Annotated in this window: 19 protein-coding genes and 1 pseudogene; 10 read left to right on the top strand and 10 right to left on the bottom strand. The window is 73.4% G+C overall.

Annotated features, from left to right (window positions below; all coding sequences use genetic code 11):
• Positions 1-10 precede the first annotated feature (10 nt).
• Both ABZ948_RS08895 and ABZ948_RS08890 read left to right on the top strand, forming a co-directional pair.
• The gene (locus ABZ948_RS08895; protein ID WP_359758242.1) at positions 11-1,501 is read left to right on the top strand and encodes an aldehyde dehydrogenase; all 1,491 of its coding nucleotides are present in this window, start codon (positions 11-13) and stop codon (positions 1,499-1,501) included.
• Positions 1,498-2,193, top strand: a complete 696-nt coding sequence (locus tag ABZ948_RS08890) for a gamma-glutamyl-gamma-aminobutyrate hydrolase family protein (RefSeq protein WP_359758241.1) — start codon at positions 1,498-1,500, stop codon at positions 2,191-2,193. The genes ABZ948_RS08895 and ABZ948_RS08890 overlap by 4 nt, the downstream gene beginning before the upstream one ends.
• 14 nt (positions 2,194-2,207) lie before the next feature.
• On the opposite strand, the gene ABZ948_RS08885 is transcribed toward ABZ948_RS08890, so the two are convergent.
• Complete coding sequence (locus tag ABZ948_RS08885) at positions 2,208-2,780, bottom strand: MarR family winged helix-turn-helix transcriptional regulator (RefSeq protein WP_359758251.1); 573 nt, start codon at positions 2,778-2,780, stop codon at positions 2,208-2,210.
• 104 nt (positions 2,781-2,884) lie between these two features.
• On the opposite strand from ABZ948_RS08885, the gene ABZ948_RS08880 reads away from it, so the two are divergent.
• Positions 2,885-3,826 carry a TIGR03619 family F420-dependent LLM class oxidoreductase gene (locus tag ABZ948_RS08880; RefSeq protein ID WP_359758240.1) on the top strand — a complete coding sequence of 314 codons (942 nt, stop codon included), beginning with the start codon at positions 2,885-2,887 and terminating at the stop codon, positions 3,824-3,826.
• Between the two features lie 15 nt (positions 3,827-3,841).
• Here ABZ948_RS08880 and ABZ948_RS08875 read toward each other — a convergent pair whose 3' ends face one another.
• Positions 3,842-4,864 carry a helix-turn-helix transcriptional regulator gene (locus tag ABZ948_RS08875; RefSeq protein ID WP_359758239.1) on the bottom strand — a complete coding sequence of 341 codons (1,023 nt, stop codon included), beginning with the start codon at positions 4,862-4,864 and terminating at the stop codon, positions 3,842-3,844.
• A 210-nt stretch (positions 4,865-5,074) separates the two neighbouring features.
• Between ABZ948_RS08875 and ABZ948_RS08870 the strand changes: the two genes are divergently transcribed.
• From ABZ948_RS08870 to ABZ948_RS08855, 4 genes are read left to right on the top strand one after another with little or no spacing between them, the layout of a single operon-like run.
• On the top strand, positions 5,075-6,085 hold the full coding sequence (locus ABZ948_RS08870) for a sugar ABC transporter substrate-binding protein (RefSeq protein ID WP_359758238.1): 1,011 nt from the start codon (positions 5,075-5,077) through the stop codon (positions 6,083-6,085).
• Positions 6,086-6,092: 7 nt separating this feature from the next.
• Positions 6,093-7,601 carry a sugar ABC transporter ATP-binding protein gene (locus ABZ948_RS08865; protein ID WP_359758237.1) on the top strand — a complete coding sequence of 503 codons (1,509 nt, stop codon included), beginning with the start codon at positions 6,093-6,095 and terminating at the stop codon, positions 7,599-7,601.
• Complete coding sequence (locus ABZ948_RS08860) at positions 7,598-8,581, top strand: ABC transporter permease (RefSeq protein ID WP_359758236.1); 984 nt, start codon at positions 7,598-7,600, stop codon at positions 8,579-8,581. The genes ABZ948_RS08865 and ABZ948_RS08860 overlap by 4 nt, the downstream gene beginning before the upstream one ends.
• A 36-nt stretch (positions 8,582-8,617) precedes the next feature.
• Positions 8,618-10,315, top strand: a complete 1,698-nt coding sequence (locus tag ABZ948_RS08855; protein ID WP_359758235.1) for an amidohydrolase — start codon at positions 8,618-8,620, stop codon at positions 10,313-10,315.
• A 6-nt stretch (positions 10,316-10,321) separates the two neighbouring features.
• Here the strand turns inward: ABZ948_RS08855 and ABZ948_RS08850 are convergent, their stop codons facing one another.
• Genes ABZ948_RS08850 through ABZ948_RS08840 form a run of 3 tightly spaced genes read right to left on the bottom strand, consistent with a single transcriptional unit; the run spans position 10,322 to position 12,962 of the window.
• On the bottom strand, positions 10,322-11,203 hold the full coding sequence (locus ABZ948_RS08850; protein WP_359758234.1) for a metal ABC transporter permease: 882 nt from the start codon (positions 11,201-11,203) through the stop codon (positions 10,322-10,324).
• The gene (locus ABZ948_RS08845; protein WP_359758233.1) at positions 11,200-12,045 is read right to left on the bottom strand and encodes a metal ABC transporter ATP-binding protein; all 846 of its coding nucleotides are present in this window, start codon (positions 12,043-12,045) and stop codon (positions 11,200-11,202) included. Before ABZ948_RS08845 ends, ABZ948_RS08850 begins: the two co-directional genes overlap by 4 nt.
• Positions 12,042-12,962: a metal ABC transporter solute-binding protein, Zn/Mn family gene (locus tag ABZ948_RS08840; RefSeq protein WP_359758232.1), complete on the bottom strand. Its 921-nt coding sequence runs from the start codon at positions 12,960-12,962 to the stop codon at positions 12,042-12,044. The genes ABZ948_RS08845 and ABZ948_RS08840 overlap by 4 nt, the downstream gene beginning before the upstream one ends.
• A gap of 183 nt (positions 12,963-13,145) precedes the next feature.
• On the opposite strand from ABZ948_RS08840, the gene ABZ948_RS08835 reads away from it, so the two are divergent.
• The 3 genes from ABZ948_RS08835 (at position 13,146) to ABZ948_RS08825 (ending at position 15,305) form a co-directional block, all read left to right on the top strand.
• The gene (locus ABZ948_RS08835) at positions 13,146-13,832 is read left to right on the top strand and encodes a helix-turn-helix transcriptional regulator (RefSeq protein ID WP_359758250.1); all 687 of its coding nucleotides are present in this window, start codon (positions 13,146-13,148) and stop codon (positions 13,830-13,832) included.
• A complete protein-coding gene (locus tag ABZ948_RS08830) occupies positions 13,829-14,806 on the top strand; it encodes a pyridoxal-phosphate dependent enzyme (protein WP_359758231.1) in 978 nt (325 codons plus the stop codon). The genes ABZ948_RS08835 and ABZ948_RS08830 overlap by 4 nt, the downstream gene beginning before the upstream one ends.
• 139 nt (positions 14,807-14,945) lie before the next feature.
• Positions 14,946-15,305, top strand: a complete 360-nt coding sequence (locus tag ABZ948_RS08825) for a cupin domain-containing protein (RefSeq protein ID WP_031117700.1) — start codon at positions 14,946-14,948, stop codon at positions 15,303-15,305.
• 32 nt (positions 15,306-15,337) lie between these two features.
• Here the strand turns inward: ABZ948_RS08825 and ABZ948_RS08820 are convergent, their stop codons facing one another.
• The 5 genes and pseudogenes from ABZ948_RS08820 to iolE all read right to left on the bottom strand — a co-directional run bounded on the left by ABZ948_RS08820 (position 15,338) and on the right by iolE (position 20,404).
• A complete protein-coding gene (locus ABZ948_RS08820; RefSeq protein ID WP_359758230.1) occupies positions 15,338-16,696 on the bottom strand; it encodes a vWA domain-containing protein in 1,359 nt (452 codons plus the stop codon).
• Positions 16,693-17,550, bottom strand: coding sequence for an AAA family ATPase (locus ABZ948_RS08815; protein ID WP_359758229.1), 858 nt, complete (start codon positions 17,548-17,550; stop codon positions 16,693-16,695). Before ABZ948_RS08815 ends, ABZ948_RS08820 begins: the two co-directional genes overlap by 4 nt.
• An 80-nt stretch (positions 17,551-17,630) precedes the next feature.
• Positions 17,631-18,134 (bottom strand): annotated as a pseudogene (locus tag ABZ948_RS08810) (FtsX-like permease family protein); the annotation flags it as partial.
• A 66-nt stretch (positions 18,135-18,200) separates the two neighbouring features.
• Positions 18,201-19,487, bottom strand: a complete 1,287-nt coding sequence (locus ABZ948_RS08805; RefSeq protein WP_359758228.1) for an FG-GAP repeat domain-containing protein — start codon at positions 19,485-19,487, stop codon at positions 18,201-18,203.
• Positions 19,484-20,404 carry a myo-inosose-2 dehydratase gene (iolE, locus tag ABZ948_RS08800; RefSeq protein ID WP_359758227.1) on the bottom strand — a complete coding sequence of 307 codons (921 nt, stop codon included), beginning with the start codon at positions 20,402-20,404 and terminating at the stop codon, positions 19,484-19,486. The genes ABZ948_RS08805 and iolE overlap by 4 nt, the downstream gene beginning before the upstream one ends.
• Positions 20,405-20,411: the final 7 nt, after the last annotated feature.

Below are 20,411 nucleotides of genomic sequence, written 5' to 3'. Positions count from 1 at the left end.
GAGGACCTCCATGCCGGCCGTCACCCACGACGAGTGGCAGCGCCGCGCCAAGGCGTTCCAGCTCTCCGGCGCCCACCACATCGACGGCGCCGAGGAGGCCGGGGGAGGGGCCACGTTCCCGGTCGTGTCCCCGCGTGACGGCCGGGTCCTCGCCGAGGTCGCCGACGGCGGCGCCGCCGAGGTGGACGCGGCCGTCGCCGCCGCCCGCCGGGCCTTCGACACCGGCCCCTGGCCGCGCCTGGCACCCGCCGAGCGCGGCCGGGCCCTGCTCCGCCTCGCCGACCTGCTCGAAGCGCGCCGCGAGGAACTCGCCCTGACCGTCACCCTGGAGATGGGCAAGCCCATCACGGACGCGTACGGCATCGAACTGCGCGCCCTCATCGGCACCTTCCGCTGGTACGGCCAGCTCGCCGACAAGCTCACCGACACCTCCCCGCACACCGCCCCGGACGCCCTCGCCCTGGTCACCCGGGAACCGGCCGGGGTGGTCGGGGCGGTGGTGCCCTGGAACTTCCCGCTGACCCTGGCCGGCTGGAAGGTCGCCCCGGCCCTCGCGGCCGGCTGCACGGTCGTGCTGAAACCCTCCGAGAACTCCCCGCTCTCCGCCCTGCTCCTGGGCCGCCTCGCGACCGAGGCCGGCCTCCCGCCCGGCGTGCTCAACGTCGTCGCCGGAGACGGCCCCACCGCCGGGCGGGCCCTCGGCCTCCACCCGGACGTGGACGTCCTGGCGTTCACCGGCTCCACCGCCGTCGGCCGCCACTTCCTGCGCTACGCCGCCGACTCCAACCTCAAGCGCGTCTGGCTGGAACTCGGCGGCAAGTCGCCCAACATCGTCCTGCCCGACGCCCCCGACCTCGACCGGGCCGCCGCCACCGCCGCCTGGGGCATCTTCTTCAACCAGGGCGAGATGTGCACGGCGCCCTCCCGGCTGCTCGTGCACGCCTCGATCGCCGAGCGGATCACGGAGACCGTGGTCCGGCGGGCCCGCGAGCTGAGGGTCGGCGACCCGCTCGACCCGGAGACCGAGATGGGCGCGCTGGTCGGCCCGGCCCACCTGGACCGCGTACGCGACCACATCCGGCACGGCCTCGACGAGGGCGCCCGCCTGCGCACCGGCGGCGACCGCGCCCTCGCCGGGACGGGCGGGACGTACCTGGAGCCGACCGTCTTCGACCGCGTCGACCCCGGCTCCCGGCTGGCCCGGGAGGAGATCTTCGGGCCCGTGCTGTCCGTGCTGGCCTTCGACGACCTCGACGAGGCGGTCCGCCTGGCCAACGCCACCGAGTACGGCCTCGCCGCCGGCCTGTGGACCTCCGACCTGTCCACCGCCCACCGGGTCGCGCGTGCCCTCAAGGCCGGAACGGTCTGGGTCAACTGCTACGAGGAGGGCGATCTGACCGTGCCCTTCGGCGGCATGAAGCAGTCCGGCAACGGCCGCGACAAGTCCGCCCACGCACTGGAGAAGTACACCGAGCTCAAGACCACCTGGATCCAGCTGTGACCCGGCCCCTGATAGCGATCCCCGCCCGCTTCTCGGCCACGACCTCCGCCCTCCGGTACGCCGCCGAGGTCACCGCCCGCGCCCTGGCCGAGGCCGTCTGGCGGGCCGGCGGCGAACCGGCGGGCATCCACCCGGCGGACACCGGCACCGCCGCCCGGCTCACCCGCTTCGACGGCGTCCTCCTCCCCGGCGGCGGCGACCTCGCGCCCGCCCGCTACGGCGCCGCCACCACCCACGACACCGTCTACGACGTCGACACCCTCCAGGACACCTTCGACCTGGACGTCGCCCGGCACGCCCTGGAGTCGGGCCTGCCGCTGCTCGCGATCTGCCGCGGCCTCCAGGTCGTCAACGTGGCCCTCGGCGGCACCCTGGAACAGGACATGGGCGGCCCCGACCACGAGCACCGGCACCTCGTGCACCCCGTCACCCTGGAGCCCGGCTCCGTCGTCGCCCGGGCCACGGGCGTCGAGAAGACCGACGCGTCCTGCTACCACCACCAGCGCGTCGACCGCCTGGGCGCGGGGCTGCGCGTCACGGCCCGGGCGGCGGACGACACGATCGAGGCCCTCGAACTCCCCGGCGCGGACGGCTGGTTCACGGCCGTCCAGTGGCACCCCGAGGACACCGCTCACACGGACCCGGCCCAGCAGGGCCTCTTCGACGCGCTCGTGCGGGCCGCGGCCAGGTGAGGCCGCGGTCGGCGTCAGGCCCGGGGCCGCCGGCCGCTGCGCCGGGCGGCGGGCTCGGCGCCGCCCAGCAGGGCCTGCCGCCGCTCCTCGCCGTGTTCCTCCACCTGGAGCACCACGCTGCGCAGCCCCTCCGCGAGGCTGCGGCACTCCGCGTCGCTGAGCCCGGCGGTGACGAAGGCCTCCTCCTCGTTGAAGGCCGGGAACACCCGCCGCATGAACTCCTCGCCCTCGGCGGTGAGGCTCAGCAGCACCAGCCGCCCGTCGCTCGGATGGTCCGCCCGCCGCAGCAGCCCCCGCGACTCCAGCGTGCGGGCCACCCCCGTGAGCGTGCCCTTGGAGATCCCCGCCTCCTCCGCCACGTGCCGGGTCTCCGACTCGCCCCACACCCAGACCACCCACAGCACCACGAAGGCCGTCCAGGTCAGGTCCGAGCCGCGCAGCACGGAGTTCTCCAGGTGCTGCCGCACGGCGGACGCGGCCCGGTAGATGTTCGCCACCGCCGCCATCTGCTCCCGGCGGATCGCAATGCCCCCGAGCTTCGCCGCGGCGAGCTTCTCGGCTTCGGTGATGGATCGGTGGCCCGGCACGGGCGGCTCCTTCGTCTGGTCCTGCGGCGTCACGAGCGGACGGCTCATCCTCGCCGTCCAGTCGTTCGGGCTCAAATTGTACGAACTCGAAAGGGAAACCCCACATGCCGATACAGCCCCGCATGCTCCTCGTCCTCAGCGAGAACTGGACCCTCACCGGTGGCCGGGCCGATCTGCCCGCCGCCGTCCGCTGGGCCCGCGAGGCCGAGGACGCCGGCTTCGACTCGGTCATGGTCAGCGAGCACATCGTCCTCGGCCCCGACGCGTCCGCCGCCGGCGTCATGGGCAACCCCCGTGACTACGCCCTCCCGGGCAACCAGGACCCGGACACCCCCTGGCCGAACTCCCTGCTGCTGCTCGCCGCCATCGCCTCCGTCACCTCCCGGCTCCGCCTGGCCGCCGCCGCCGTCCTCGCCCCGCTGCGCCACCCCCTGCTGCTCGCCCGCGAGCTCGGCACCCTCGACCTGATCAGCCAGGGGCGTCTCGTCGTACAGCCCACCGTCAGCTGGAGCAAGGACGAGTACGACGCCCTCGGCGTGCCCTTCGACCGGCGCGGGCGGCTCCTCGACGAGCACCTGGAGGTCTGGGCGAAGGCCTGGGGGCCCTCCCCGATCTCCCACGACGGACCCCACTACCCCTTCCGGGACGTCCACTTCGAGCCCAAGGCCCACCGTCCGGACGGACCCCGGCTCTGGTTCGGCGGGCAGCGCCTGCACGGCCCCGTCCTGCGCCGCCTCGTGCGGTACGGCCACGGCTTCCACCCGCTCGGCCGTCCCACGCCCGAGGACCTCCAGGCCCTCGAGGAGGCGATGACGGCGGCCGGGCGGGACATCGGCGACCTGGAGATGATCGGCGGCACCCGCGCCGTCTTCCCCGACGACCGCTCACCGGCGGACCTGGGCGCGGCGCTCGCGGTGCTCCCCGAGCAGCTGGAGCAGGGCTTCACGACCTTCTGCGTCAAGCCGAACCAGTTCATCGACGACCCCGACGGCGTCGGGGCGTTCTGCCGCGACGTCATGCGGCGCGTCGCGGCGCTGACCTCCTGACCGCCCGGGCCCGGATCACCCCTCCACGAACCGCGCGAGGTGATCCGGGTCCGGCCGCAGCAGCCCGTCCCGGACCGCGAGCGCCGTGGCCTGGGCGCGGGACACGCACCCGGTCTTGCGCAGCAGATGCTCGACATGGCTGTGCACCGTCCGCGGCGACAGGAACAGCGCCTGCGCGATGGCCTGGTTGGTCTGCCCCGTGGCCGCCCGCGTGAGCACCTCCAGCTCCCGGGGGCTCAGCCCGTACGGCAGTTCCGTGGGCGTCTCGTGCACCAGTACCGCCTCCGCTCCGAGGCCGGGCCCCGCCGGATGCCGGTGCAGCACGACTCGCCGCCAGTCACCGCCGGCCGGCCACAGCAGCCGCAGCCGCCGACCGCCCGTGCCCGTGAAGGCGCGCAGCAGCGCGGGGAACCCGCCGTCCTCCCGCAGCACCCGGGGCCGGTCCCGGCCGGGCAGGTCGAGCACCGTACCGTCGCCGGTGACCAGGCTCGCCGCGTCCGCCTCCGCCAGACCGTGCAGATCCCCGGCGTGCGCCAGCGGATCGGCGAGCGCGGCCAGGGCGGGACTCACGGAGGCGAGCAGCCGGCGGGCGTCGGTGTCGTACGCGTCCGCGCCTTCAGTGGAGAGGTGCACCAGGCCCACCAGCCGGCCGCGGTGCCGCAGCGCCCCCGTGACGCCGTCGCGGAAACCGGCCGGGCGGACCCGCTCCGCGTAGAACCAGCCGTGCCGGAAGCGCGGCCCGGCGTCCTCGGCGTCCTCGGAGATGGACGGCGGCAGCTCCCGCCGCACGACGTTGCGGTACCAGGGCGTGGTGATGAACTCCCCGGCCAGGGCCTGCGAGGCCGCGGCGGTGTAGCCGATGCCGGCGACCTGGACGTGGGAGCCGGTCAGCGGGTCGATCGTGAGCAGGGTCGCCGCGTCCAGCGGCAGGGCGCGGGCGAGTTCGCGCAGGGCCTGCGCACAGGCCTCGGCGGTGTCGCGCTCGCGGGTGAGCATGCCGATGCGGGCGGCTGCCGCGATCTGGTCGTGGCTGGGCATGGCGAGCCTCCGGGCGGCTCCTATCGTTTGGGGCCTAACGATAGGGCTCCGGCCCAGCCCCCACAAGGGGTCCGGCGCCGCCGCGAGAGCGGGCCGGGCGCCATGTGCAGTCGGTATTTGTACGGATGGTGCGGCGGGCCCGGCGGGTCTTTCCTGTTCGGCACAGCCGGACGCCCGCTCAAGCCGGGCCCACCCCTCGGAGTGCCCGCCATGACCCCACCCCCGTACCCCGCCTCGCGCAGACACTTCCTCACCCTCTCCGCCGCCACCGCCCTGGCGGCCGCCGGATGCTCGGCCCCGCCGGACACGGCCGCCTCGGCCGGGCCGGCCCCCTCCGGCGGCACCCGCCTGACGAAGATCGGCCTCGACTACCCCTTCACCCAGCTCCCGCTCTACTCGACCCTGGTCAAACTCTCCGCCGCCCGCGCGAAGCGGCACGGCATCCCGCTGCTGACGACGAGCGACAACGCCAGCGCGGACACCCAGGCCAGCAACCTCACGACCTGGATCGCGCGCAAGGTCCCCGCGATCGTGTCGTTCCCGATGGTCTTCGAGGCCGCCGAGCCCCTCGCCAAGGCCGCCCTGGACGCCGGACTGATCTGGGTGACCTACGGCGGCTCCCTCCTGCACCAGAGCGCTGACATCCGGTTCAGCTTCCGCGAGGGCGGCACCCTGCTCGGCGAGGCGGCGGCGCAGTGGGCCCAGGAGCACCTCGGCGGCAAGGGCAAGATCGCCTTCCTCACCGACAACACCATCGAACTGGGCCGCGAACGCACCAAGGGCATGATCGACGCCTTCACCAAGGCGGCACCCGGCGTCGACGTGGTGGCGCGCGAGCAGGCCATCGACCCGGACACGGGCCTGTCGAAGACGAAGGCGATCCTCGCCAAGCACCCCGACCTCAACCTCGTCCTCGGCGTCACCGACGCCGCCGCCTACGGCGGATTCAAGGCCCTCCAGCAGGCGGGCCGCGCGAAGGACGACGCGAAGACCTTCGTCGGCGGCCAGGACGGCTCCGCGCCCTCCCTCCTCGCGGTCAGGCAGGGCACCTTCTACCGGGCCTCCGCCGCCCTCGCCCCGAAGGACATCGCCGCGGCGATCGTCGACGTGCCGCGCGCGGTCGCCGCCGGCGAGGCCGATCCGAGCGCCGAGGTGCCGATCACGCTCGTCCGGCGCGCCGACACCGCCCGCATCGACGCCCTGCTCGCCCAGAACGCCTAGGTGCCCCATGACGACCACGAACCTCCGCGTCAGCGGCCTGACGAAGTCCTTCGGCGGGGTCAGGGCCCTGGACGGCGTGGACCTCACCGTGCCCGCCGGCCAGGTGCACGCCCTGCTCGGCCACAACGGCGCCGGCAAGTCCACGCTCATCAAGTGCCTCGGCGGCGCCTTCCCGCCCGACGCGGGCACCATCGAGATCGGCGGGACGACGTACACCCGCCTCACCCCGCGCGAGTCGATCGCGGCCGGCGTGGCGATCATCTTCCAGACGCTCAGCGTCGTCGACGCCCTGACCGTGGCGGAGAACATCTTCCTCGGCCAGGAGTGGACCCGGCACGGCCGCGTCGACCGCCGCGCCCAGGAGGAGGTCGCCGCCGGTCTCCTGGAGCGGGTCGCGGCCCGCTGCTCCCCACGCGACCGGGTGGGGGATCTGCCCACGGGCCAGCGCCAGTTGGTGGAGATCGCCAAGGCCCTCAGCCGCAGCGCCTCCGTCCTGGTCCTCGACGAACCCACGGCGGCCCTGTCCGGCGCGGAGACCGACGCCCTCGCGGAACGCGTCGAGGACCTGCGCGCCCAGGGACTCGCCATCGTCTACGTCACCCACCTGCTGGCGGAGGTCGAACGGCTCGCGGACGCGGTGACCGTACTGCGCGACGGCCGGGTGGCCCACCGCACGACCGTCGCGGGACGCACGCGCCGGGACCTGGTGGCGGCGATCGCCGGACGGCCGGCCGAGGCGGTACGCAGGCCGCGGCGCACTCCCACCCCACCCCGGCTGGTCGTCGAAGGCATGCGCGGACCCGGCTTCGGCCCCCTCGGGATCTCCGTCGCCGAAGGCGAACGCGTCGGCCTGTTCGGGCTCATCGGCTCGGGCCGCACCCGCGTCCTGGAGACCCTCTACGGCAGGCGCCGCGCCACCGCCGGCACGATCCGGGTCGGCGACCGCGCCGTCACCCCGGCCCGCCCGGCCGACGCGCTCGCCGCCGGGATCGCCCTCGTCCCGGCCGACCGGCGCGCCCAGGGCCTGTTCCCGTCGCTGTCCGCACAGGACAACGCCCTGCTGCCCGCCCTGCGGCCCCTGGCCCGCCACGGCGTACGCGCGCTGCGCGCCGAGCGGCGGGTGTTCGGCGCGCTGGCCGCGGCGGTCGGGCTGCGGCCGGCCCGGCCCGGGCTGCCGGCGGGCGCGTTCTCCGGCGGCAACCAGCAGAAGCTCGTCCTCGGCCGGTGGATCAACGAGGCCCGGCACGTGGACGTGCTGCTGCTGGACGAGCCGACCCAGGGCGTCGACGTGGGGGCCCGGCAGGAGATCTACCGGGTGGTGTCGAAGCTCGCCGAGGAACAGGGCACCGCCGTGCTGTTCGCCTCCAGCGACCCGGAGGAGATCGTGGCGCTCGCCGACCGCTGCCTGATCGTCGCCCGGGGGCGGATCGTCGGCGAACTCTCCGGCACGGAACTCACCGAACAGTCCCTGCTGTCGGCCGTCCACGACCCCCTGCCCGCCGAAGGAGCAGCATGACCACCGCCGACCCCGCCCTCACCCGGCCCCGCCTGATCGCCACGGGCGGGCTGACCGCCGTACGCCGCAACCCGCTCCTCGTCGTGCTCGTCGTGATGGTGCCGGTCTTCCAGCTCACCACCGGCAGCTTCCTCGAACCCGCCAACCTGAGCGGCATCGCCACCGACGCCGCCACCCTCGCCATCGTCGCGGTGCCGCTGGCCCTGCTGGTCATCAGCGGCTACCTCGACCTGTCGGTCGGCTCCACGCTGGCCCTCGGAGGGCTCGTCGCTGGCTGGCTCGCCGGGCAGCACCACCAGTCGCCCGCCGTCGCGCTGCTCGGGGCGCTCGCGGCCGGGGCCGTGGTCGGCGCGGTGAACGGCGTCCTGTGCTGCCACCTCGGCCTGTCCGCGTTCATCGTCACCCTCGGCATGCTGACCGCCGTGCGCGGTCTCGCCCAGCAACTGTTCCCGCTGCCGCTGAGCGGCTTCGGCTCCGGGTTCGCCTGGATCGGCGGGGCACGCGTCGCCGGGCTCGCGGCACCGGTCGTCATCGCGGCACTCGTGCTCGTCGCGGGCGCCCTGTTCCTGGCGCTCATCCCCGCCGGACGGCACGTCTTCGCCATCGGCGTCAACCGCGAGGCCGCGCACCTCTCCGGCATCCACATCCGGCGCACCCCGTTCGCGCTGTTCGTCGCCACCGGCGTGGCCGCCGCCCTGGCCGGAGCCATCAAGGCGTCCGTGCTGGACAGCGCCGTCGCCGGCACCTCCGGCGCCGGGTTCGAACTGACCGTCCTCACCGCGGTGCTGCTCGGCGGAGTCGCCCTCACCGGCGGCACCGGCTCGATCCTCGGCGTCCTGCTCGGCGTGCTCTTCCTCGGCGGCCTGCAGAACGGCCTGACCCTGCTGAATGTGCCGACGTTCTGGCAGCAGATGGCCCAGGGCGCCGCGCTGGTGGCCGGCGCGGCCCTGGCCTACGCGGCACCCCGCACGGGGCGCTGACCCACCCTCTTCCGAAATCCCGAAATGAGGTCATCCGTGAGCGACAGCGCTCCCACCCTCGTCCTGACCGGCGGCCAGGTCCTCACCGTCGACACCGGCTTCACCGTCGCCGAAGGCGTGGCCGTGCGCGGCCGGGACATCCTGGCCGTCGGCAGCGACACGGAGATGCGCGCCCTGGCCGGGCCCGGCACCCGGATCGTCGAACTCCGCGGCCGGACCGTGCTCCCCGGCATCAACGACTCGCACCTGCACGGAGCCGCCTACGGGATGACGAAGCCGCCGTTCGCCGTCGACGTCGGTCATCCGGCGGTCGGATCCCTCGCCGACATCGCCGCGGCCGTGGCACGGACGGCACGGGAACTGCCGGACGGCGCGTGGGTCGTCGGCCTCGGCTGGGACCCCGGCTACCTCGCCGAGTGCCTCACCGACCCGGGCCGCTTCCCGCACCGCCGTGACCTGGACGCGGTGAGCCCGCACCACCCGGTCTGCCTGACCGACTTCTCCTCGCACATGGTGTGGGCCAACTCCGAGGCACTGCGCCGCTGCGGCATCGACGCGGACACCCCCTCCCCGCCCGGCGGTGTCATCGACCGCGACCCCGACGGCCGGCCCACCGGCATCCTGCGCGAGGCCGCCGGGCGACTCGTCCAGACCGCGCTGCCCGACCCGACCCCCGCCCAGCGCCGCGGGGCCATCCAGGGCGTGATCCGCGAACTGCACTCCCGGGGCATCACCAGCTACACCGAACCCGGCCTCGGCCCCGGTGGCGCGGGCACCCTCTTCGGCGGGCTCGGCACCGACAACTGGACCGCCTACGCCGATCTCGCCGCGCGCGGCGAACTCCAGGCCCGCGTCAGCGTCCTGCTCCTGCCCGCCCCCATGGGCGGCTCGGCCGACGACCTCCGCAAGGGACTGGCCGAACTGCGCCGCCCCGAGTCGGCCGATCCCCGGCTGCTGCGGGCCATCGGCGTCAAGATCTTCGGCGACGGCGTCCCGCCCAACCGCACGGCGTGGATGAGCGAGCCCTACCCGGACGGCGGCCACGGCGCCCTCTGCGTCCACGGCGACACCCCCGCCCTCCAGGTGCACGAACTGCGCGAGATGATCCGGCTCGCCCACGAGGCCGGTTTCCAGCTCGGCGTCCACGTCACCGGCGACCGGGCCATCGACACCGTCGTGGACGCCTTCGTCGCCGCGAATACCGCCGCACCCCGCCCCGACGCCCGGCACTACGTCATCCACGGCGACTTCATCAGCCCCGAGAGCCTGGCCGAACTCGCCGCCCACGGCTACGGCGTCAACATGAACCCCGCCATCAAGTGGACGATCTCCGACCTCATGGACGAGGTCGTGGGCCCCGAACGCTCCGCCTACCAGTGGCCGGTGCGCTCCGCGCTCGACGCCGGAGTACGGGTCTGCGCCAGCTCCGACGCCCCCATCACCGAGCCCGACTGGCGCCAGGGCGTGGCCTCGATGATGCTGCGCGAGTCCAAGGCCAGCGGCCGGCCCAGCGGCCCCGAGCAGTGTGTGCCCCTCGCCGACGCCCTGCGCGCGTACACGGCCACCGCCGCCTGGCAGGACTTCGCCGACGACTGGAAGGGCACGATCGAGCCGGGCAAGGCGGCCGACCTCTGCGTCCTGGACCGGCCGCTGGCAGCCCTCGACCCGCACGAGATCGCCGAGGTGCGGGTCGACCTCACGGTGTTCGACGGACAGGTCGTCTTCGAACGGTGAGCCGCCTCACGCCGGCCGCGGCACCGCCCGCCTCGCCCCCCAGCGCCGCGTCCGGTACCGCCCCGCCACCCGGCACACCGCGTAGATCGTGAACGAGATCGTGGTGACGTAGGGGCTGATGGGAATGCTGCTGCCCAGCGCGAGCAGGATGCCGCCCTCGATCGAGGCCACGGCGAACAGCACGCTCAGCGCGGGCAGCAGCACCGGCGAGGCGGTGACGCGGGCCGCGGCGGCGGCCGGGGTCACGACCAGGGTGAGCACCAGCAGCGCGCCGACGATCTGCACCGACAGGGCGACCGCGAGTCCGAGCACCAGCATGAACGCGAAGGACAGCCCCCGTACGGGCACTCCGCGCGCCTCGGCCACGTCCGGGTCGGTGCTGGCGAAGGTGAGGGGCCGCCACATGACGGCCAGGGCGGCCAGCACCAGCACGGACGTGCCGAGCAGCCAGGACATCTGCGGGGTGTCGACGGCGACGATCTGCCCGGTGAGCAGCCCGAACTTGTTGGCCGCCCGGCCCTTGTAGAGGGCGAGGAAGAGCACCCCGAGCCCCAGCCCGAACGGCATGATGATGCCGATCACCGAGTTGCGGTCCCGGGCCCGCGTCCCCAGCACACCGATGGCACCGGCCGCGAGGAGCGAACCGGCGATCGAGCCCGCCACGATGTTCGCCCCGAGCAGCAGCGCCGCCGACGCGCCCGCGAAGGACAGCTCGCTGATGCCGTGCACCGCGAACGGCAGGTCCCGCATCAGCACGAACACCCCGGCGAGCCCGCCCACGAGGCCGAGCGCCACACCGGCGACGAGCGAGTTGCGGACCAGGACGAGGAGTTCGCCGTAGTCGGTGAAGTCGAAGATCTGGTGCCAGATCCCGTCGGCGAGCGTCATGCGCGCACTCCGTCCGTCTCGTCGGCCTGCTCGGGGTGGTGCGGTGGCGAGGCCGGCTCGTCGGGCGCCCCGGCGACGACGACCCGGCCCCGCACACGCACGACGTCGACCTGCGTGCCGTAGAGCCGGGACAGCGACTCGGAGGTCAGCACCTCGTCCGGGGTGCCGGTGCGGTGGCCGCCACGGGCCAGGTACAGCACCCGGTCGACCAGCCCCAGCACCGGGTTGATCTCGTGCGTCACGAACACCACCGCCGTGCCGTGGGAGCGGCGCCGGGCGTCGATCAACTCGGTGACGGCCCGCTGGTGGTTCAGGTCCAGCGACAGCAACGGCTCGTCGCAGAGCAGGATCCGCGGGTCGGTCGCCAGGGCCTGTCCGATGCGCACCCGCTGCCGTTCACCGCCGGACAGCATCCCGAGCGGCACGTCCGCGTACGCCGCGGCCCCGACCGACTCCAGGATCTCGTCCACCCGGCGCCGGACCCCGCCGCGCGGCCACGGCCCGAAGCGGTGGCCGTCGATGCCGAACCGCACGAGGTCCCGGGCGCGCAGCAGGGCCTGCGCGGACAGCGCCGCCTGCTGCGGGACGTAACCGATGTGCCGGGCGGACTCGCGCGCCGGCCGGCCGAGGACCGTCAGCGTCCCGGCGGACAGCGGCTGACGGCCCAGCAGCGCCCGGACGAAACTGGTCTTGCCCGCTCCGTTCGGACCCAGCACGGCCAGGAACTCTCCGGGCGAGACGTCGAGGTCGAGGCCGCTCCACACCTCGCGGTCGCCGTAGGACAGGGCGGCGGCGCGCAGGCTGACGACGGGCGTGCGGTCCTGGCGGGGTGACGCGGTCACTTGGCCAGCGCGCTCGCGAGCGCGTCGACGTTGCCGGTCATCCAGCCGAGGTAGTCCTTGCCCTTCGGCAGGGTCTCGGTCACGGGCACCACGGGGATGCCGGCCGCCTTGGCCGCCGACTCGGCCTTCTCGGTCTGCGGGCCGGAGGTCTGCTCGTTGTAGACGAGCGCCGCGACCTTCCTGCCGCTGAACAGGGCCAGGCTCTCCTGGAGGACCCGGGGGGAGACGTCGTCGCCCTCCTCGACGGCCTCGCTGAAGGCCGCGGGTGTCTTGTCGACCAGTCCGCTGGCCTCGGTCATGTACAGCGGCACGGGCTCGGTGATCGCCACCCCCTCGCCGCCGTGCTCCTTCTTGATCCGCGCCTCCTTCGCCTCCAGCGGCGTGAGCTCGGCCTTGAAGGCGGCGGCGTTCTTCTCGAAGGCGGCGGCGCCGTCCGGGTCGGCCTTGCCGAGGGCCGCGGCTATGCGGTCGGCGACCTTGGCGACCGTGGGGAAGTCGTACCAGACGTGCTCGTTGAGCTCGCGGCCCTTCGGGGCGGTCCTGCCGGACACCTTGACGGCGTTGATCACCTCGGCGGAGTCGTTGTGGCCGCTCTTCAGCATGCGGTCGACGAAGTCGTCGTAGCCGCCGCCGTTCTCGACGACGACCTTCGCCTTGGACAGGGCCAGCTGGTTCTGGGTGTCCGCCTCGTAGGAGTGCGGGTCCTGGTCGGGGTCGCTGATGATCGAGGTGACGTCGACTCTGTCGCCGCCGATGTGCCGCACGATGTCGCCGTAGACGTTCGTGGAGGCGACCACGGCCACCCGCGCGGGAGCGCTCTTGGCGTCGCCGGAGCCCGACGAGCTGCCGCAGCCCGCGAGCAGGGCCAGTGACGCGCTGGTCAGCAGCGCCAGGCGGCGGGACGTGGACAGGGGCATGGCTCCTCCAGGGCGGATGTGTGTTTCCCGATGACCGGCGTCACGCTAGTTGACAATGAAAGTCAAGAGCGCCTTCCGGCCTAAGTCATGTGAAAACCATTGCCAACTATTGGGAATAGCTGGACTGTCTATCCAAGCTCTGGATTTATGGTCTACAGTGATGGCATGCCGAGGGGAGACGCCATGTCCGCCGAACAAGTCCGGAACGCCGAACGGGACGCGATCCTCGCCGCCTTCGTACCGGTCGTGGAGGGCATCGCCGCGACCTTCGGACCGGTCTGCGAGGTCGTGCTGCACGACTACCGGAACCCGGAGAAGTCCGTGGTCGCCGTCGCCGGATCGGTGACCGGGCGGGCGGTCGGCGGCGCGATGAGCGAGATCGGCCTGCGCGTCCTCGCCGGCGGCGACGAAGCGGCCGACGAGCTGAACTACGTCACCCGCACCCGGAACGGGACGCTGCTGAAGTCCTCCACGATGCTCCTGCGGGACTCCGCGGGAGCGGTGTTCGGCGCGCTCTGCGTCAACGTGGACATCAGCGCCGTCAGCCGGGTCCACACCCTGCTCGGCGCGCTCGCCGGAGTCGGCGCCGCTCCGGCGGAGCCACCGACCACCACCTTCGGCAACGACATCGACTCCGTGGTCGACGCCCTCTTCGACGCCCACCAGTCCAAGCAGCGGGGCAGCTGGGCGGAACTGGACCGCGCCGAACGCCTGGAGCTGTTCGGCGGGCTGGACGCCCGCGGTGTCTTCGCCGTGCGCGGTGCCGTCGAACAGGTCGCCGCCCGGCTCGGCATCTCCCGTGCCTCCGCCTACAACTACCTCTCCCGGGCCCGGGCCGCCCACGACACCCCCACCGGAGGAACAGCGTGACGACCACCACCCCACCGGTCACCCTCGACGACGTCCGGGACGCCGCCGCCCGTATCGAGGGCGTCGCCCACCGCACCCCGGTCCTGCGCTCCCGCACCCTCGACGCGCTCGCCGGTGCCGAGATCCACCTCAAGTGCGAGAACTTCCAGCGCGCGGGCGCCTTCAAGATCCGCGGCGCCTACAACGCCGCCAGTCGCCTCACCCCCGAGCAGCTGTCCCGGGGCATCGCCGCCTACTCCTCGGGCAACCACGCCCAAGCCGTCGCCCTGGCCGCCCGCGAGCTGGGCACCACCGCCGTGATCGTCATGCCGGAGGACGCCCCGCCGTCGAAACGGGCGGCCACCGCCGGCTACGGCGCCGAGATCGTCACGTACGACCGCTACACCGGCGACCGCGTCGCCCTCGCCGAGGCCCTGGCCGCCGAGCGCGGCCTGACGGTCATCCCGCCCTACGAGCATCCGCACGTCATCGCCGGACAGGGCACCGCCGCGCTCGAACTCGTCGAAGAAGTGGGCGAGCTGGACGCACTGCTCGCACCCGTCGGAGGCGGTGGCCTGATCGCCGGCAGCGGCACGGCCGTCAAGAGCCTGCACCCCTCGACCCGCGTCATCGGCGTCGAACCGGAGGCCGGGGACGACACCAGACGGTCCCTGCGGGCCGGCCGGCGCGTCAGCATCCCGGTCCCGCACACCATCGCCGACGGCCAGGCCCTGCACACCCCCGGAGAACTGACCTTCTCCCTGAACCGCAGGCTCCTCGACGACGTCGTCGTGGTCACCGACGACGAGATCCGGGACGCGATGCGGTTCGCCTTCGAGCGGCTGAAGATCGTCCTCGAGCCGAGCGGCGCCACCCCGCTGGCCGCGCTGCTCACCGGACGCGCGGGCAACCTCCCGGGCCGCGTCGGCGTCATCCTCTCCGGCGGCAACATCGACGCCGGGCGTTTCACCGCGCTGTGCGGGGGCGGCGCTTGAGACCGGTGCCCCGAATGGCGGCCCCCGGTGGACAGGCGGACCATGGAGGGGTAGGGGGCCGACCGCCGACGGCGGTGTCCAGGGCCGCCGGGGAGGCCGGCCCCGGCCGCGGCGCACCGCGGCCGGAAGGGAGCGCGTCATGTTGGAAGTGAAGACGCTCGACAAGCCCGACGAGCGGCGTGATTTCCCCCGCGGCCACCTCGAAGCCATCCACATGACGGATCTCGACTTCGCCGTGGCGACCTTCGAACCCGGCTGGCGCTGGACGGAGTCCGTGGGCCCGATCGCGGGCACCGAGAGCTGTCAGATGCACCACAACTGCTACATGGCTCAGGGCCGGATGCACATCCGCATGGACGACGGCGGTGAGAGCGAGGTCGGACCCGGCGACGTGTTCGTCTGCTCACCCGGCCACGACGCGTGGGTCGTCGGCGACGAGCAGGTCGTGGTCTACGACTTCCAGGGGCAGACGGCCCGGGAGTACGCGAAGCAGGGCTGATGCCCACCGGCCCGCTGCGGTCCGCCGCCTGATCACACCGGCAGCAGGCGCGCCACCAGCGCGCTCAGCTGCCGGGCGGTGCGGCACTCGTGCATCTCGACCAGCTCGGCGTAGGCGGGCGCGACGGAGTCCCCGGTGCCCCAGCGGGAGCGCTGCTCGGGGTTCAGCCAGTGGACGCGGCGCGCCCGTTCGGCGATCCGCCGCAGGGCCGGCAGGTTCGGGTCGGCGTGGTTCGTCCGGGCGTCGCCGAGGACGAACACCGTCGTGCGCGAACCCACCGCGTCCGCGTGGCGCTCGGCGAACTCGCCCAGCGCCATGCCGTAGTCGCTGCTGCCGTGGTAGCCCGTGACCGCCGCCTCCGCCTGGATGCGGGCGGCCAGGCCCTCCGGGTCGGCGGTGCCGTGCTCCAGCAGCCCGGTCACCTCGTCGATCCGGTTGACGAAGGCGAACACGCGCACCTTGGCGAACTGGTCGTGCAGCGCCTGCACCAACAGCATCGTGAAGTCCGAGAAACCGGAGACCGAGCCCGACACATCGCACAACAGGACCAGTTCGGGCCGGGCGGGACGCCGCCGGCGCAGCACCGGCCGCATCGGCACGCCGCCCGTCGACAGCGAACCGCGCAGGGTCCGCCGCAGGTCGATCGTGCCGCGGGAGGCGCGACGGCGGCGGGCCGCGAGCCGGGTCGCGAGCTTGCGCGCGAGCGGCTGGACCGTCCTGCGCAGCTCGGCCAGCCGGTCCCTGCCGGCGAACAGGAAGTCGACCCGGTCGGCGGTCGGGGGCACCGCCCGCCGGGCGATCTCGTCCCGCCCGCGCCGCTCGGCGACCCGGCGCCGCGCCTCCGCGGCCACCAGCGCGCGGAAGGTCTCGATGCGCCGCCGGATCTCGTCCTCCAGCAGCCGGTCGGTGAAGCCCGGACTCCCGCCCCGGCCGCGCACGGTGTCGCGGACCCGTGCCATGAGCGTCTGCGGGCGCAGCCGCTCCAGCGCCTGATAGGACGACCAGCCGTCGGACTCCGGGGCGGAACCGTAGCCGCCGAAACCGTCGACCGCCTCGATCGCCAGCCGGCCCAGCAGCGCCCGGTCGTCGGCGGCCAGGGCGTCGGCCAGCCGGTCCCGCAGATCCTCCCGCCCCGCCGGCCGCTGCTCCGGGCCGCCGACGCCGCGCGGGAAGTACAGGTCGAAGACCTGGTCGAACACCTGCCGCTGGCCGGGTGCGTGCAGCAGCGTCGCCGCGAGCCCCTCGCGCAGCAGCTCCCGGTCGGCGAGGCCGAGTTCCCCGACGGCCCGCGCCGCGTCGACCGTCTCGCCGGTGCCGATCCGGACGCCGTGCGCCCGCAGTGCCCCCACGAGGGACGTCAGACGCTCCGCGACGCCCGCCCGCGTGGTCACAGGGCGTCCAGGTCGAGCTTGGCGGACGCCTTGAGAAGGTCGTCCTGGTGCTTGAGGAGGACACCGAGGGTGGCCTGGACGACCGTCTCGTCCAGGGTGTCCGCGCCGAGCGCGAGCAGCGTGCGCGCCCAGTCGACGGTCTCGGCGACCGACGGCACCTTGCGCAGGTCCATCGCCCGCAGCGCGCCCACGACCCGGACGACCGAGCGGGCCAGCGCCTCGTCCAGCTCCGGCACCTTCAGCCGGACGATCCGGCGCTCCAGCTCCTCGTCCGGGAAGCCGATGTGCAGGAAGAGGCAACGGCGGCGCAGCGCCTCGGACAGCTCCCGGCTCGCGTTGGAGGTGAGGACGACGAAGGGGCGGCGCGTGGCGGTGATGGTGCCCAGCTCGGGGACGGTCACCTGGAAGTCGCTGAGCACCTCCAGCAGCAGGCCCTCCACCTCGACGTCCGCCTTGTCGGTCTCGTCGATCAGCAGCACCTTCGCCTCGTCGCCCCGGATGGCGGTCAGCAGCGGGCGGGTGAGCAGGAACTCCTCGCTGAAGATGTCGGTCCGCGTCTCGTCCCAGGTCTCGTCGCGGCCCGCGCTGATGCGCAGCAGCTGCTTGGCGTGGTTCCACTCGTACAGCGCCCGGGACTCGTCGACCCCCTCGTAGCACTGGAGGCGGACGAGCCGCGCCCCGGCGACCTCGGCGACCGCCTTGGCGAGTTCCGTCTTGCCGACGCCGGCCGGGCCCTCCACCAGGAGCGGCTTGCCGAGGCGGTCGGCGAGGAAGACGGTCGTGGCGACGGCGGGCGAGGCGAGGTAGCCGGTCTCGGCCAGACGCGCGGAGACGTCGTCGACGGATGTGAACAACGGGGGCCTCCTGGTCGGCGGCGACAGCGGACGGTCGAAGCACTATCTAAGCGCTTGTTCAGTGCCGCTGTCACGGGGGGTCACCCACCGGCGGCCGACGCCACCGCCCGCACCGCGGGAGCGCGCAGCACCCGCCGGGCCGTCGCCAGAGCCGTCCCCAGCGTCACCGCCGCCGCGACGCCCGCGACGGCGAGCCACACGCCGAACACCTGGTCCGGCAGCACGGCGTCGGTGCGGACCACGGTGAACGGGACGATCCCCGCGAGCGCCGCCAGGGTGCCGAAGCCCACGCCGGTGACCGTCAGGACCAGCCCCTCGGCCGCCACCGCTTTGAGCACCTGACCGCGAGTGGCCCCGGCGAGACGCTGCTGCCCGAACTCCCGCTCCCGGTAACTGGGCGCCGCGTAGAGGGAGTTGACCAGCATGACGCAGACGAAGACCACGATGATGCCGACGACCGTGAAGTTGAGCGTCTCCAGGTTCTTCGCGTCCACCGACTTCACCGCCCCGGAGGCGGCGACGGCGTCGCTCTCCACCGCCTGCATGGTCAGCGTCGCCGTGGCGACCGCGGTGAACAGGATCAGAACCCGTGTCGCGGGGTGTACTCAGCGACACCCCGCGACACGGGAGAACCGGAGCCCGGCGGACCGTCAGCCGTCGCCGCCCGGCGGGGGCGTGACGGGCGAGGGCCAGGCGAAGGCGTTGGTGTAGAGGCGCACCTTCGGATCCTTGGTCCGGTAGTAGCCGACGGTGTCGTAGGAGGTGATGGCGAAGTCCAGCCTGCCGTCACCGTTGAAGTCCGCCACGGCGATCCGGGCCGTGGACTCCGTGCTCACCTGCTGTTCGAGCAGCGTGTTCCCCTGCGCGTCGAGCTTGTAGTACCAGACGCCCTGCGCCGGGGCGGGACCGCGCATGCCGATCAGGAACTCGTCGTCCCCGTCGTTGTCGAAGTCCGCGACGACCACGTGGTGCCCGGCGGCGTCGAACTTGGGGTCGGGGCGGTCGAACACCTTCAGCACCTTGCGCCGCCAGGGCTGGGTGAACGGCGAGGCGGTGCTGTCGGGCCGTACGTACGCCGCGACGGTGTTGCCGTGGAACGGCTCCAGCGTGACGATCACCGCGCAGGACCGGCCGCCGATCCGCCCGACCGCGAGGTTGCCGCTGCCCCGGAAGTACCGGCCCAGCTCCGGTGACTTCTGCGGCGGCACACCCGTGCCGAGCGTGAAGTGCTGCCAGGAGCCCGTCGTGCCGGGGCCGGGGCCCAGCCAGCTGATCCCCTCGCCCCCTGCCAGCAGGAACGACTCGCGGTCCGGCCGCGGGGTGCCCGGGAAGCGGGCCGACACCACGCCGTGCACCACGGTGAAGTGCGAGGTGTCCACGGCCCGGCCCGTCCAGCCCTCGGCGCCCAGCACGTCGTCGGGCACGTCGTACACCGTGATGTGCACGGGGGAGTTGACGCCCGCCGCGCCGCCCTGCGGCCCGACCACCGGGAACGCGGCGAGCTGGAGGCGCCGGTCGGTGGTGAAGTGGCCGAGCCGCACCCGGTGGGTGGCGATCAGGTCCGCGACGTGCCGGCGCTTCCAGGGACCGTCGGGCTGCCCGGTGCCCGGGTTCTGGAGCCAGGAGATCTTGCCGTCCTGGGCGCCGCAGTCGAACATGCACTTGCCGTAGTCGTGGCTGAGGACCAGGTCCGGCAGGCCGTCGCCGGTGAGGTCGGCGGCGTCCAGGGCGACCGGCTTGCGGCCGCGCAGGTCCGCGATGGTCCGCTTGGTCCAGGACGGGTTCTGGTACCAGACGACCTGACCCTCGCTGAGCCCCGACGCGACCAGGTCGGGGCGGCCGTCGCCGTCGATGTCGACGGCCTGGAGGAAGTAGCCGTCGCGGGGGTCGGCGTCGATGACCGACTCGGTGAACCTCGGCGTGGCGTACGCGCTCACAGTCCCAGCCCCTTCAGGTACGCGCGGGCCAGCTTGGCGTAGTACAGCGGAGGGCGCGGCCCGTGCGGGTCCTGCTCCGCCTCCACCACCAGCCAGCCCTTGAACTGCTTGGCCTCCAGGGCGGAGAGGACGGCCGGGAAGGGCACCCCGCCGGACCGGTCGCCCGGCACCGTGAAGATCCCGGCCCTGACGAACTCCTCGAAACTGGCCGAGGCCAGTTCGGGCCGGTCGCGTACGGCCTTGCGGATGTTCTTCAGGTGCACGTGCCGGATACGGCCGGCGTGCGCCTCGATCACGGCCACCGGGTCGCCGCCGGACCAGTACAGGTGCCCGGTGTCCAGCAGCAGATGGACGTACTCGGGATTGGTGCGCTGCATGAGCGTGTCGACCTCGCCCTGGGTCTGCACCCCGGTGCCCATGTGCGGGTGGTAGACGAGCTGGAAGTCCCGCTCCCTGGCGAGTTTCCCGACCTCGTCGAGTCCTTCGGCCAGCGCCTTCCAGTGGTCCTCGGTGAACACCGGCTTGGAGGCGCTGAGGCTGATGGGCATCAGGTGGATGGAGTTGCCGAACTCGGCGACTCCGATGCTCCTGGTCTTCACGGGGCCCTTGATGGCGTCGAGGAAGTCCATCCGCTCCTCGAAGGCCGCGATGGTCCGCCCGCGCATGCCGGGCACGGTGAAGAACGTGCTCACCCAGGGCTCGGTGACGCTGAGGCCGCGCAGGGCGAGGGCCTCGTTCAGCGCGTTCACGTCGGTCGGGAACTTGTGGCCGATGCTGCACCCCTCGAAGCCCGCTAACGCGATCTCGCTGACGCACTGTTCGAAGGTGATGTCGTCGCCCAGCAGCGGGAAGTCGTCGTTGGTCCAGCCGGTCGGCGTGATGCCGATGTGCGTGTCGGCCAGCCTGATCTGAGTCATGGTGGTC

It is taken from the genome of Streptomyces olindensis, assembly GCF_040645895.1.
Classification (GTDB): Bacteria; Actinomycetota; Actinomycetes; order Streptomycetales; family Streptomycetaceae; genus Streptomyces; species Streptomyces olindensis.
The sequence above is the reverse complement of the archived record's forward strand: the minus strand, read 5'-3'. Positions and strand labels throughout refer to the sequence as shown.

Excerpts from the sequence above, each read along its gene's own strand:
- ABZ948_RS08895 (WP_359758242.1), top strand. The coding sequence starts at position 11 with ATGCCGGCCGTCACCCACGACGAGTGGCAGCGCCGCGCCAAGGCGTTC.
- ABZ948_RS08880 (WP_359758240.1), top strand. The coding sequence starts at position 2,885 with ATGCCGATACAGCCCCGCATGCTCCTCGTCCTCAGCGAGAACTGGACC.
- ABZ948_RS08875 (WP_359758239.1), bottom strand. The coding sequence starts at position 4,864 with ATGCCCAGCCACGACCAGATCGCGGCAGCCGCCCGCATCGGCATGCTC.
- ABZ948_RS08870 (WP_359758238.1), top strand. The coding sequence starts at position 5,075 with ATGACCCCACCCCCGTACCCCGCCTCGCGCAGACACTTCCTCACCCTC.
- ABZ948_RS08865 (WP_359758237.1), top strand. The coding sequence starts at position 6,093 with ATGACGACCACGAACCTCCGCGTCAGCGGCCTGACGAAGTCCTTCGGC.
- ABZ948_RS08860 (WP_359758236.1), top strand. The coding sequence starts at position 7,598 with ATGACCACCGCCGACCCCGCCCTCACCCGGCCCCGCCTGATCGCCACG.
- ABZ948_RS08850 (WP_359758234.1), bottom strand. The coding sequence starts at position 11,203 with ATGACGCTCGCCGACGGGATCTGGCACCAGATCTTCGACTTCACCGAC.
- ABZ948_RS08840 (WP_359758232.1), bottom strand. The coding sequence starts at position 12,962 with ATGCCCCTGTCCACGTCCCGCCGCCTGGCGCTGCTGACCAGCGCGTCA.
- ABZ948_RS08835 (WP_359758250.1), top strand. The coding sequence starts at position 13,146 with ATGTCCGCCGAACAAGTCCGGAACGCCGAACGGGACGCGATCCTCGCC.
- ABZ948_RS08825 (WP_031117700.1), top strand. The coding sequence starts at position 14,946 with ATGTTGGAAGTGAAGACGCTCGACAAGCCCGACGAGCGGCGTGATTTC.
- iolE (WP_359758227.1), bottom strand. The coding sequence starts at position 20,404 with ATGACTCAGATCAGGCTGGCCGACACGCACATCGGCATCACGCCGACC.